Here is a 12,188-nt window from a genome sequence, read left to right as displayed (position 1 = left end):
CCGCCCCGGGCCGATCCGCCGCGCTACGCTCCCGGCATGTCCGGACCGACCCTGGTGATCGAGCTCGCGCAGGCCCCCGCCCCCGCCGCGCTGCGGGAGTTCGGTGCGCTCATGACGCGGCTCTGCCCGACCCTGACGGAGAATCGGCCCGGCTCCTACGACGGGCACGTGCTCGCCGACCGCCTGGGCATCCCGGACCGGCCGGAGTGGGCCCCGCCGCCCCGGCACCAGGCCCCCGCCGATCCCGCACCCGCCGCGCTCCGGCGGCCCGGCCTGCACCTGCACCGCCCGTTCCTGGTGTACCTGATGGGCCCCGGCATCGGCGACGAACCGCTCTTCGAGGCCGAACACGCCGACCAGCCCGCACTGGACGCCGCCCTGGGCTACCGCCCCACCCACGCCGTCAACGTCAGCGCCTGCTGCAACGACGACCTCGACCACCTCGCCACCGCACTGCTCACCGCCGCCGTCATGGACGCCGTCGGCGGCCTCGCCGCAGCCGAACTCGCCACCGGACAGGCCGGGATCGTCGCCGGCCTCCCCGGCCTGCTGGCCGTCACCGAGGACGACTGGCCGACCGCCGTCGGCACCGCAGCGTTCCTCCGCGCCTGGGCCGAACAGCCCGGCTTCCGACTGATGAAATAGCCCGCCCGTTCCGCGAACCGGCGCTCAGCCGACGAGCGCATTCGCCAACTCGGCGATCCCCCGCGGGCCCACCCGGCAGCAGCCGCCGACCAGCCGGGCCCCCGCCGCCACCCAGCCCGGCGCCTCGCCCGGGTCGAAGGTCGCCGCGCCCGCCCAGTCCCGGGCCGTCGCGTCCCAGCCCTCGCCGCTGTTCGGGTACGCCACCGCCGGCCGCCCCGTCAGCTCCACCGCCAGCGACACCGCCGCCGGAACCTCCTGCGGCGCACAGCAGTTGACGCCCACCGCCACCACCTCCGGCACCTCCGCCACCAGCGCGAACGCCTCCGACAGCGGCTCCCCGCCCCGGGTCAGGCCGCCCGCCGCGCCGAACGAGAACCACACCGGAACCCCCAACCCCCGGACGCACTCCGCCAGCACGGACGCCTCCAGCAGGTCCGGCACCGTCTCCACCGCCAGCACGTCCGGCCCGGCCGCCGCCAGCACCTCCAGCCGCGGCCGGTGGAACGACGCCAACTCCCCTGCGGACAGACCGTAGTGACCCCGGTACTCCGACCCGTCCGCCAGCACCGCCCCGTACGGACCCACCGAGGCCGCCACCCACCGGGGCCGACCGTCACCCAGCTCCGCCGACGCCTCCTCGGCCGCCAACCGCGCCAACTCCACGCTCAACGCCAACAGCCGGTCCGCCTTCGCCGCGTCGACACCGCGCCCGGCGAACCCCGCCCGACTCGCCTGGTAGCTCGCCGTGGTGGCCACCCGCGCACCCGCCTCGAAGAACGCCCGGTGCGCCGCCACCAGCTGCCGCGGCTCGTCCAGCAGCAGCCGCGCCGACCACAGGGCGTCCGACAAGTCGCATCCCTGCGCCGCCAGCTGGGTCGACAACCCGCCGTCCAGCAGCACCGGCCCGGCCGCCAGGGCCGCACCGAACCCACCGCCGGCACCGTCACCCGGCACCGCCCCCGACCCGCCGATCACCGTTGCCATCCCTCCAGCCTGCCGCAACACCCGCCACCGGGCGGTCGAACGGCTCAGACTCCGGCGGCCGCCACCGGCCGCGAGGTCACCGCGATCCGGTTGTACGTGTTCACCACCGTCGCCGCCCACGCCACGAACGCCGCCTCCGCATCCGACAGCACCGCCCGCGCGGCCCGCTGCGCCCGCTCGCCCTCCGCGTGGTCCGGCAGCCGGGTGACCGCCTCCGCGAGCGCCAGCGCGGCCTGCTCGCGGTCCGTGAACAGCGCGCCGGACGAGCGCCAGGCCGCCAGCGCGTCCAGCCGCTCGTCCGACTCACCGGCCTTCCGCGCGGCACCGGTGTGCAGGCCCACGCAGTACGTGCAGCCGTTCAGCTGCGAGCAGCGCAGCCGCACCAGCTCCAGCAGCAGCGGTTCCAGGCCGGCCGCGGACGCCGCCTGCTCGACGGCGCCGTGCAGCGCGTGCACGGCGGCGAAGGCCTGCGGGGCGAGTTCGATCAACGGGAGAGGGGAGAGCGTCTCGGTCACGGAGCGACACTATGGGGCCGCCCCCGGCGGCGCCGGGGTCGAAACGCAGACCGATCACCCGCTCGGGAGACGGCACGCGAAACAGTTGACCGTGTCCCCAAATCGTGGTGCGAGCCCTGGAGTTCAACGGGCAACGGCCTGACGGCCCGTCAGGGATCGGGCATCCTCACCCGGTTGGCGGCATGTCGGCGATCCGGAGCGCAGCTCCCCGGTAGTGTGACGTTCCGTGGCCGACCGCACCGATTGTGTGATGGCCACTTCGCGAATCCCGGCGGGCGCCACTCGCCGGCCCTGTCCCTGGGCCGACGGCACCCGCCCCGGGAACACCACGCATTCAGACTCACCTGGAGAACTCCGAGATGACCACTTCCGTGCAGCTCGACCGTGCCCAGAAGCGCTTCGACCTTTGGGACGTGAACGGCGACGGCCAGATCGACCGGTCCGACTGGGACGCCGAGGCCCAGCGCATCCTCCAGGCCTTCGGCGAGGCCCCGACCTCCCCGGCCGGCCGCCAGCTGACTGAGGCCTACCTGGGCATGTGGAGCTTCTTCGCCGACAAGGCCGGCATCGACGAGAAGACCGGCGCGCTCACCCCCGAGCAGTTCAACCACATCGCCGAGGAGCACGTCCTGGAGAACGGCGGCGCCGGCTTCGGCCGCGTCGTCAAGCCGACCATCCAGGCCATCGTCGAGCTGGTCGACGTGGACGGCGACGGCCAGGTCAACCCGGCCGAGTTCAAGACCTGGCTGGACGCCATCGGCGTCGAGGGCGTGCAGGCCGCCGAGGCCTTCCGCCAGATCGACTCCGACGGCGACGGCCAGCTGTCCGTCGAGGAGCTGGTCAACGCCGTCCGCGCCTACCACCTGGGCGACATCGACGTCCCGCTGCTGGGCCGCTGAGCCCCGCCGCACGGTCGGTCACGGCCTGACGGACCTCGGGCCCGGAACGGGGAAGGCGCCCCCCGTTCCGGGCCCTCGGCGTGCCGCGAACGCTCCGGACCGGTCGTCCGCTCAGAACCCCGCGGGCGCCGGCGCGAACCGCACCGGCAACTCCGGCCGCAGGTCCAGCTTCTCCCCGGTCAGCAGGTGCTCGGCCGCGATCAGCACGTTGTAGTGGTTGGGGAAGTGACAGGCGTCGAAGCCCAGCACCGTCCCCACCCGGTGCTCGCCGACGTACACCTCGTCGCCCCGGTCCAGCACCCCCGCCGCCGCGATCTCCGCGAACCCCAGGAACCCGACCCGGTCGATCCGCGCACCCGCCGCCGTGTCCCGCTGATCCGTCGTCACCAGCTCGTGCACCTCGCCGACCCGCACGCACCGGCTGGCGAACGGCTCCAGACTCATCCCGCGGTCCGTCCGGCTGTGCAGCAGCACCTTCACCAGCGTGCCCGTCACCGTCCGCTTCGGCCCGTTCTCCCGCACCGCGTCCGCCGACTGCCCGATCATCCGCGCACCCCCGCCCGCTCGGCCAGGTACGCCGCCTCGACCACCCGCAGCGCGTCCACCCCGTCCGGCCCGCGGTCGGCGTCGCCCCCGCGGCCCGCGCCCGCCAGCAGGCCCGCGAACCCGGCGACGATGCCCTCGTACTCGTGCCACAGCGACTGCTTGAAGCCGTCGTGCCCGGCCAGCAGGTCCGCCCGCAGCACCGAACCGTCCACCAACTCCACCGTCACGTCCTTCAGTTCAGCCGGATACGACCAGTCCAGCTCGATCCGGCCGCGCACCCCGCCCGCACCCGACAGCTCCAGCACCGCCTGCCGGTCCACGCCGGCGCCGTCCCGCACCACCTGCGCGCCGTCCACCGCCATCGGGCCGGCCAGCAGCCGCAGCAGGTCGTACGCGTTCGGGCCGTTGTCGGCGACACAGCCTCCGCCGCAGCGCTCCGGATCCAAGTACCAGCGGTCCCGGCCGACATGCTCCTCGATCAGCTCGAAGTACCGCGCCGTCACCGACCGCACCGGCGCCGCACCGTCGAGCGCCCGGCACAGCTCCCGCACCGCCGTGTTGTACCGGCGGTGGAACGCCGTGAACAGCGGCACCCGGCGCTCCGCCGCCAGCGCCGCCAACTCCGCGCCCTCCGACGCCCGCAGCGCCAACGGCTTCTCCACGCACACCGGCAGCCCCGCCCGGAGCGCGTCCCGGCAGATCGCCAGGTGCAGATCGTTCGGAACGGTCACCACGACGGCGTCCAGCCCGCCCGCCGACAGCATCGCCCGGTGGTCGGTGAAACAGCCCACCCGGCCCTCGAAGCCGGGCAGCACCGAGGCGTCCCGGTCGCACACCGCCGCCAGTCGCACGCCCGGCACCCGCTCCAGCGCGGCCAGGTAGAACCGCGAGATCACCCCGAGGCCGATCACCCCCACCCGCAGCCCGCTCACGCCGCCACCTCCACGTCCACCGGACGGATGCCGAACCGGCCTGCCGTCTCCGCGAGTTCGGCCACCAACGGAGCCGCCAGCGGCACCCCGTCCCGGTGCGCCTCGGCCGTCCGCCGCGCCTCGTGCCAGCCCGGGTAGACCACCGGCCCCTGCTGCCCGGCGGCCGGCGGGCAGGCCAGCACCGTGGAGAACAGCGTCCGTGCGTCGGCCGCCGCCTGCTCCGGATCGCGCAGCGTCGCCGGGGCGATCGCCAGCGCGAACAGGCCGATGTCGTCGTCCCGGCCCGACGGGCCGCCGTCCCCGTCCAGCGCCGCCGGCTCCGGGCCGAGACCCGCCCCGGGCAGCATCGCCGCCAGCACCTCCACCATCAGCCCCAGCCCGAACCCCTTGAACTCGGCACCCGACCCCGACCCCAGCCACAGCAGGTGCGCCTCGCCCCGGTCGAACGCCGCCGGGTCCGTCACCGGCCGCCCCTCCTCGTCGGCCAGCCACCCCTCCGGAATCGCCCGGCCCGCCCGGGCCGCCGCCCGCACCCGGCCGGTCGGAACCGCCGTGGTGCTCATGTCCAGGACGTACGGCGGCAGTTCACCGGCCGGTGCGGCCACGCTCCACGGATTGGTACCCAGCAGCGCGACCGCTCCGCCCGGCGGACGGGCGATCCGCTGCCGACCGCAGTTCGACGCCAGCAGCCCGACCATGCCGCGCCCGGTCACCCGCGCCGCGTGGTGGCCCGCACACCCGAAGTGCGTCGCCCGCCGGACGGACACCAGCCCGATCCCGAACCGCTCCGCCCGCTCCGCCGCCAACTCCATGGCCGCGCCCGCCTGCCACAGCCCGAGCGCGTTCCTCGCATCCACCAGCACGGCCGCCCCCCGGTCGGCCAGCACCACCGGCTCGGCCAGCGGATCGGCCCGCCCGTCCGCCAGCAGCGGCAGGTACAGCCGGGAGAGGTTCACCAGCCCGTGCGAGTCCATGCCCGCGGCATCCCCGTAGCACAGGGCCTCCGCCGCGGACCGCGCCCGCTCGGGCGGCAAGCGGTGCGCGACGAACACTTCGGTGGTGAAACGGAGCAACTCGGCGTACGGAACGCGAACGATCCGGGCAGCGGCACCGGGTGCGGACGCCACGGTGGTCATGGGCAACAGCCTCCTGAACGGGGACGGGGACGGACGGGGAAGCGGGGCGGGCGTGCCCCGCCTCCTGATGCATGCAGTGGTCGAGGCTGCGGGGGCTCGGCATCGGGTCCGGCGGACGGCTGCCGGCCACCGGTCACCGGCTATCGGCGGCGGGCGAAGGCCACCAGCAGGCGGGCCACCGCTGAGGCGAAGCCGTCGAGTTGGGCGAGGTCGGCGAACTCGCCCTCCGCGTGCGCGCGGTTGGCGCCGAGATCGCCCGGGCCGAGCACCACGGTGAACGCGTCCGAAAGGCCGGCCGCCCAGATCGCATCACAGGTGAACGCCGGCTCATCGTCCGGCACTTGCGGAATCCCGGCGTCCCGCGACAACAGCTCCTCGAACTCCGGATGCCGGTTGTCCAGGACGGGCAGGCCGCGCTTGAGCCAGTCCAGCCGGGTGATCAGGGCGCAGTCGGCGGCCGTCCGGGCGAACTCCGGCAGTCCGCCGAACTCCCGCCGGAACGCGGTCAGCCCGGCATCGACCGCCGCCGCCACCGCCGCCTCCGCGCGGCGGCCCGAACCGGCGTCCCGGTAGGGCAGGTTGAGGAGCAGGTCGCCCGTGCCGTACACCCGGTTGTGCAGCGGACCGGTGCTCAGACCGGCCACGCACACCGGATCGCGCGGAGCCGCAGTACCGCCCAACTCCCGTGCCAGGTACTGGGCCAGGAAGCCGAGCAGCACGGTCGCGTTGTGGCCCTCGCCCGGGCAGTCGTCGATCGCGTCCTCGCCGCGCACCCGCAGCCGGGCGGTCGCGGCGGCCGTGGACCGGGGCAGGAACCGCAGACCGGTCGGCTCGCAGAACACGTTCAGTGCACCCGCGTACCCGGCCTCGACCAGCGGACGGGTGCCGAACACGCCCATCGCGCCGCCCTCTTCGCCTGAGACGGCCTGCACCAGCACGCCGACCGACTCGCCCAGCCGGGGTTCCGCCGCGACCGCCGCCCGGATCCCCGCCAGCAGCGCCACCGCCGGTCCCTTGGCGTCGATCGCCCCCCGCCCGGTGAACCGCCGCCCGTCGAACCCGACCGGCTCCAGCCCCGCCACCGTGTCCAGGTGCACGTTGAACATCACCGTCGCACACCGGGGCAGCGGCGGACCGAGCCGCAGCACCAGACTCGGCTGGGACGCCAGGAAGTCCCGGTCACCGAGTCGCCGGCGGACCGTCAACGGCGTGCCGGGGCGGTCGAGTTCCTCGGGAGTCGGGGCGCCGCGGAGCACCTCCGACAGGCCGATGTCGGCCGCCGCCCGCGCGTAGACGGTGAGCGCCTCGGGCAGCAGCGGGAGCGGCGCACCGGGGCCGGTCTCCAGTGGTCCGGCGGTCGGCAGGCGCAGCAGGTCGAGCAGCAACTCCCGGTCGTCCGGCCCGAGTCGGGCCTGCGGCCGGGTTCGGGTGTTCAGCCCGGTGCGGTCGCCCGGTCCGACTCGGGCGTCCGCGGGCCCGTCGGACCGGCGGTCGGCGGCGGGCCGGTCGCCCGGTCCGACTCGGACGTCCGCTTGCACCTCGGGCCGGTCGCCCGCTGGGGCGGGGCGAACGCTGCTGTCGGCGGCGAGGTCCGGGGCCGGGTCACCGCTCATGCGGCACGGCTGCTTCGTGCGGGAGCGGCCGGGCTGTCGAGTCCGCCGGGCACCGGTCGCCAGCCGGGCACGGCCGGCAGCACCTCGCGCTCCACCAGGGCGGTCAACGCCCGTCCGGCGGTGACGAATCCGCTCCCGGCGGTGCCGTCCGCCGCCAGGCCTTGGTGCGGGCGGGTGGCGAGGTGCGGCTCCAGCGACCATCCGCCGCTCCAGCCGCGCTCCAGCAGGAACCGCAGGCTCTCCGCGAGCCGCGCGGCACCCTCGCCGGGCAGCACGTAGGCGGTGCGGTCGCCGCCCCCGACCGCGTCCTTGATGTGCACGTGGGCGACGTGGTCGGCGATCCGGCGGAGCATCAGGTGGCCGTCGTAGCCGTGGGCCACGCCGTTGCCGGCGTCGAAGAGCAGGCGCAGCGCCGGGCTGTCCACCGCGGCCATCAGGTCGAGTTGGCGTTCGGCGGAGGTGCCGGCCCAGCCACTGCAGTTCTCGTGCAGCAGGGTCAGGCCGTGCCGGTCGGCGAGGTCGGCCAGGCGGGTCAGCCGGTCCAGTGCCCGCCGCCGCCAATCCGCCTCCGGCAGGCCCGCGTTGGGGTAGGACATCACCCGGATCCGGTCGGTGCCCAGCAGCGCGGCGCGGGCGGCGAGCGCGGCGAGCTCCGCCAGGTCGGGGGTGAAGTCGTCGGTGATCCGGCCCGCCCAGTTGCCGATCCGGGAGGCGAGGCCGGTCACCCGGACGTCCCGGGCAGCGAGCGTCCCGGCGATCCGGCCGACCCGGTCGAGCGGCAGATCGGCGATCCAGCTGCCGTCCACTGTTCGCAACTCCAGCTCGTGCCAGCCGAGTTCGTCGAGTGCGGCGAGCTGGCCGGGCAGGTCGGGGGCGGCCTCGTCGCCGATGCCGCCGAAGCCGATCGTGGGCCGGGGGAGCGGTACCCGTTCCGGCGCGGGTGCGACCGCGGTCGCGGGTTCGGGTTCGGGCTCGGGCCCGGGTGTGAACGGCGGCATGGGCACGGGCGCGGGCTGGGGCTCGGCGGTGTGGGAGGTCTGCGGGACGGCGGCGGTCACCGGGCGGCCACCGTGCGGTGCCGGGCGTTGTTCCGGGCCTGGGCGTCGCGGCTCTCGGCGGCGATCGTCTTGGCCCGGTCGAGCAGCCGCACCACCTGGGAGTTGACCGCCAGGTCGGGATGCGGGTGGTGGGCGCCGCCGGCCGCACCGCCCGCGGCGAAGTACGCGTAGACGCGGTGCAGGAAGGTGCTCAGCGAGTCGTCGTGGAGCAGTTCGGTGCTCTCGCCGTCGTGGTCGATGACGGTCAGCCGGGCGTAGGCGTCGGCCTCGCTGCCGGGGAAGTGGCCGATCAGGGTGCCGTGGGCGAGTTCCAGGGTGACCCGGCGCTCCCGGACGGGGGAGGTGAGGTCGGAGCGGATCCGGGTCCACGTTCCGCCGTCGTGCTGGAGGTTGAGCCAGGCGGTGCCGAGCCGGGGCAGCACCCGCCCGGCGACCACCATGTCGGTGCCGCCCGCCGCGGTGATCCGGCCCGGTCCGGCCAGCGACAGGCAGAGGCCGAGCGAGTGCGGCAGTTCGATGTCGAACGCGGTGGGGTGGCCGGCACCGGCGAGCGAGCGGGAGAACCGCGGCTTGCGCTGGACCACGTGGATCGTCCGCAGCGGGCCGTACGCCCCGCCCGCCAGCGCGCCGCGCAGCCGGTCGGTCAGCCGGCTGCCGAGCCACTGGGCGACGACCACCAGGTCGAGGTCGTGGCGCTCGCGCAGCGCGAGCAGTTCGTCGAGTCCGGCGGCGTCCGCCGCGAACGGCTTCTCCAGGAGGATGCGCCGGTAGCCGAGGCGGCCCAGCGTGTCCAGGGCGGCGACCCGTTCGGTCGGCGGGGTGCAGAGGTGGACCACGGTGTCCGCGGGGTCGGACAGCCGGGCGGCCTCCGCGAGGCTGGTGGGGCGCAGGTCGGTGGCGGCGTCGGGGCGGCGGTTCGGGTCGACGGCGAGCATCGGGGCGGGGGCGAACAGGTGGGCGGAGTCGGCGGCGGCACGCAGGCGGCGCAGCACCGGGAGATGGAGTCCGGACCCCGCCCGTCCCATTCCGACGAGTAAGGTCCCGAGTCCGTTCGACATGACGAGCCGTCCTTCCGTCCGTGCCGCGCGGATCGCGACGCCGGGTATTCAACCAGCACTTCCGGCGCGGCCCGACCGAGCGTCAACTCGCTTATCAGTAACTACATTCGAACGGGTGAAGTCAGCTTTCGGCCGGGGTGGACGGCACAGGTGGCGGCATAGATTCAGCGGGGTGCACCCGGCCGCCGACCCCACCATTCACTGCCATGGTCGACCGGTACTCGAATACCGCCGGAAACCGCTTTCCGGATCTCACCGAAGGCGTGCGGAAAGCGGTTTCCGTCCGCGTTTGCCGTCCGCCTTCCGGCACGGTCCTCCCGGCGCGCCCCGCATGTGGCCGTCACCGCCACCCCCCACCCGATCGATCCCACCTGCCCGCCACCGCCACACGATCCGATGAGAGTTCCATGGGTGCCTCCTCCGGCGTCTCCTTCTTCCACCAGACCGAGACCTTCGAATCCCTCTGGCCCACCACCCGCCGCCACCTCGACGAGCTGATGGACCGCGGCAAGTACTCGCACGGCCCCAAGGTCGCCGAGTTCGAGGCCGCCCTCGCCGCCTGGACCGGGGCCCGCCACGTCGTCGGCGTGAACAGCGGCACCGACGCCCTGGTCCTGCTGCTGCGCGCGGCCGGGCTCCAGCCCGGCGACGAGGTCATCGTCCCGACCTACACCTTCGTCGCCTCCGCCACCGCCGTGGTGCTGGCCGGCGGCCGCCCGGTGTTCGCCGACATCGACCCGCGCACCTACAGCCTCGACCCGGCCAGTGCCGAAGCCGTCCGCACCGAGCGCACCCGGATGGTCATGCCCGTCCACCTGTTCCACCAACTCGCCGACCTGAGCGCCCTGCTGGACCTCGCCGCCCGCCACGGACTGACCGTGGTGGAGGACAGCGCCGAGGCGTTCGGCATGCGCTGGGACGGCATCCACGCCGGCCTGCACGGCGCCGGCGGCGTCCTCTCGTTCTTCCCCACCAAGACCCTCGGCGCGATCGGCGACGCCGGCGCCGTCCTCACCGACGACCCCGCCCTGGCCGAAGCCGTCTCCGCGATGCGCCACCACGGCCGCACCGGCCCCACCGTCGACGACTTCCCCACCATCAACCGGGCCACCGAACTCCTCGGCACCAACAGCAAGATGGATGACATCCAGGCGGCCGTCCTGCTCGCCAAACTCGGCCGCGCCGACCAGGACATCGCCCGCCGCGCCGACCTCGCCGCCCGCTACACCGAACGCCTCGCCGGCACCCCCGGCCTCACCCTGCCCACCGTCGTCCCGCGCACCGCCGCCACCAACCCCGTCTGGTACGTCTACCTGATCGAGTCCGATCACCGCGACGAGCTGGCCGCCCACCTCGCCCGGCACGGCGTCCAGACCGAGACGTACTACCCGACGCCGCTGCACCTGCAGCCCTGCTTCGCCGAACTCGGCCACCGGCGCGGCGAGTTCCCGCACGCCGAGGCCGCCTGCGAACGCGCCCTCGCGCTGCCCCTCTACCCCGACCTCGCCGACCACGACCTGGACCTGGTCAGCGACCTGGTCCGCGGCTTCCAGCACGGAAAGCACCGATGACCGCCACCACACCCCCGCTCATCCCGTTCTTCCCGCCCGACCTCTTCGAAGAGGACCGCGACCTGCTCCTCGACGTCGTCCACGAGGTCGCCACCGACCCCGCCCAGCGCTTCATCCTCGGCGACCGCACCGCCCGGTTCGAGGACCTGCTGCGCACCGACCTCGGCGCCGCCGACGTCATCGCCTGCGGCAGCGGCACCACCGCCCTCACCCTCATCCTGCGCGCCATGGGCATCACCGCCGGCGACGAGGTGATCGTCCCCGCCTTCGGCTGCGCCCCGCTCGCCAACACCGTCCTCGGCGTCGGCGCCACCCCCGTGTTCGCCGACATCGACCCGCACACCCTGGTCATCGACCCGGACGCCGCCGAGGCCCTGATCACCGCCCGCACCAAGGCGCTGATGCCCGCCCACATGTTCTCCGTGATGGCCGACATGCCGCGGATGCGCGCCCTCGCCGACCGCCACGGCCTCCGCCTGATCGAGGACTCCGCCGTCGCCCAGGGCGCCGTCCTGGACGGCCGCCCCGCCGGAACCTGGGGCGACGCCGGCCTGTTCTCCTTCGTCCAGGTGAAGTCCTTCGGCGGCCCCGGCGAAGGCGGTGTCGTCATCACCGACGACCCCGAACTCGCCCGCACGGTAAGGATGCTGCGCAACCACGGCCAGGACGGCACGCACCGCTTCCGGCACCACCTGATCGGCATGAACAGCCGCTTCGACGAAGTCCTGGCCGCGTTCCAACTGCGCCGCCACCCCGGCCTGGCCCGCCGACTGGCCCGCCGCGCCGAGATCGCCGCCCACTACACCGAGCAGTTCGCCCCGCTCGCCGACCACGGCGTCACCCCGCCGCCGCCCGGCACCGACGGCCGCTGCTACTACGTCTATTCGCTGCTCGCCGAGGACCGCGACAGGCTCAAGCAGCACCTGGCCGACCACGGCGTCGACAGCCACGTCTACTACCCGCGCCCGCTGCCCCACCAGCCCGCGTTCGCCCCGGCCGCCCCCGCCGACGGCCACTGGCCGAACGCCGAACGCGCCGCCCGCCAGTGCCTGTCCCTGCCGGTCTACCCCCACCTGACGGACGCCCAGGTCGACCGGATCACCGACGCGGTGCTCTCCTTCGCCGGTGCCCCCGCGCCCGTGGCCTGACCCCGCCCCACCCGCGTCGCGGGCGGGCCCGCAGCCGCGGGGGGGCCCCCCCCCCCGGGCGCCCCGGGCGGGGTCGTATAAAA

At 74.7% G+C, this 12,188-nt stretch carries 12 protein-coding genes; 4 read left to right on the top strand and 8 right to left on the bottom strand.

The window, feature by feature from the left end; genetic code table 11:
* Positions 1-36: 36 nt before the first annotated feature.
* Positions 37-645 (top strand): DUF6368 family protein, encoded by a 609-nt coding sequence (locus ACFV1L_RS19750; RefSeq protein WP_380367482.1) that lies wholly within the window; start codon positions 37-39, stop codon positions 643-645.
* A 24-nt stretch (positions 646-669) separates the two neighbouring features.
* On the opposite strand, the gene mmuM is transcribed toward ACFV1L_RS19750, so the two are convergent.
* Both mmuM and ACFV1L_RS19740 read right to left on the bottom strand, forming a co-directional pair.
* Positions 670-1,629, bottom strand: coding sequence for a homocysteine S-methyltransferase (mmuM, locus tag ACFV1L_RS19745; RefSeq protein ID WP_380367481.1), 960 nt, complete (start codon positions 1,627-1,629; stop codon positions 670-672).
* A 44-nt stretch (positions 1,630-1,673) separates the two neighbouring features.
* Positions 1,674-2,144, bottom strand: a complete 471-nt coding sequence (locus ACFV1L_RS19740; RefSeq protein WP_380367480.1) for a carboxymuconolactone decarboxylase family protein — start codon at positions 2,142-2,144, stop codon at positions 1,674-1,676.
* Between the two features lie 359 nt (positions 2,145-2,503).
* Between ACFV1L_RS19740 and ACFV1L_RS19735 the strand changes: the two genes are divergently transcribed.
* Positions 2,504-3,043, top strand: a complete 540-nt coding sequence (locus tag ACFV1L_RS19735; RefSeq protein WP_380367478.1) for an EF-hand domain-containing protein — start codon at positions 2,504-2,506, stop codon at positions 3,041-3,043.
* A 111-nt stretch (positions 3,044-3,154) separates the two neighbouring features.
* Here ACFV1L_RS19735 and ACFV1L_RS19730 read toward each other — a convergent pair whose 3' ends face one another.
* The 6 genes from ACFV1L_RS19730 to ACFV1L_RS19705 form a co-directional block, all read right to left on the bottom strand.
* On the bottom strand, positions 3,155-3,589 hold the full coding sequence (locus ACFV1L_RS19730) for a DUF6917 domain-containing protein (RefSeq protein ID WP_380367476.1): 435 nt from the start codon (positions 3,587-3,589) through the stop codon (positions 3,155-3,157).
* Complete coding sequence (locus tag ACFV1L_RS19725; protein WP_380367474.1) at positions 3,586-4,521, bottom strand: Gfo/Idh/MocA family protein; 936 nt, start codon at positions 4,519-4,521, stop codon at positions 3,586-3,588. The genes ACFV1L_RS19730 and ACFV1L_RS19725 overlap by 4 nt, the downstream gene beginning before the upstream one ends.
* Positions 4,518-5,657 carry an Ldh family oxidoreductase gene (locus ACFV1L_RS19720; RefSeq protein WP_380367473.1) on the bottom strand — a complete coding sequence of 380 codons (1,140 nt, stop codon included), beginning with the start codon at positions 5,655-5,657 and terminating at the stop codon, positions 4,518-4,520. The genes ACFV1L_RS19725 and ACFV1L_RS19720 overlap by 4 nt, the downstream gene beginning before the upstream one ends.
* A 140-nt stretch (positions 5,658-5,797) precedes the next feature.
* Entirely contained in the window at positions 5,798-7,270 is a 1,473-nt protein-coding gene (locus ACFV1L_RS19715; protein ID WP_380367471.1) for a M20/M25/M40 family metallo-hydrolase, read from the bottom strand.
* Positions 7,267-8,328, bottom strand: coding sequence for a sugar phosphate isomerase/epimerase family protein (locus ACFV1L_RS19710; protein ID WP_380367470.1), 1,062 nt, complete (start codon positions 8,326-8,328; stop codon positions 7,267-7,269). The genes ACFV1L_RS19715 and ACFV1L_RS19710 overlap by 4 nt, the downstream gene beginning before the upstream one ends.
* Positions 8,325-9,320: a hypothetical protein gene (locus tag ACFV1L_RS19705; RefSeq protein WP_380367468.1), complete on the bottom strand. Its 996-nt coding sequence runs from the start codon at positions 9,318-9,320 to the stop codon at positions 8,325-8,327. Before ACFV1L_RS19705 ends, ACFV1L_RS19710 begins: the two co-directional genes overlap by 4 nt.
* 473 nt (positions 9,321-9,793) lie before the next feature.
* Here ACFV1L_RS19705 and ACFV1L_RS19700 point away from each other — a divergent pair, with 473 nt between their 5' ends.
* Both ACFV1L_RS19700 and ACFV1L_RS19695 read left to right on the top strand, forming a co-directional pair.
* Positions 9,794-10,957 carry a DegT/DnrJ/EryC1/StrS family aminotransferase gene (locus ACFV1L_RS19700; RefSeq protein ID WP_380367466.1) on the top strand — a complete coding sequence of 388 codons (1,164 nt, stop codon included), beginning with the start codon at positions 9,794-9,796 and terminating at the stop codon, positions 10,955-10,957.
* A complete protein-coding gene (locus ACFV1L_RS19695) occupies positions 10,954-12,105 on the top strand; it encodes a DegT/DnrJ/EryC1/StrS family aminotransferase (RefSeq protein ID WP_380367465.1) in 1,152 nt (383 codons plus the stop codon). The genes ACFV1L_RS19700 and ACFV1L_RS19695 overlap by 4 nt, the downstream gene beginning before the upstream one ends.
* Positions 12,106-12,188 lie beyond the last annotated feature (83 nt).

Origin of the sequence: Kitasatospora sp. NPDC059646 (assembly GCF_042734615.1) — a bacterium.
GTDB lineage: Bacteria > Actinomycetota > Actinomycetes > Streptomycetales > Streptomycetaceae > Kitasatospora.
Note: the sequence above shows the minus strand (reverse complement) of the source record. Positions and strands in the feature narration are given on the sequence as shown.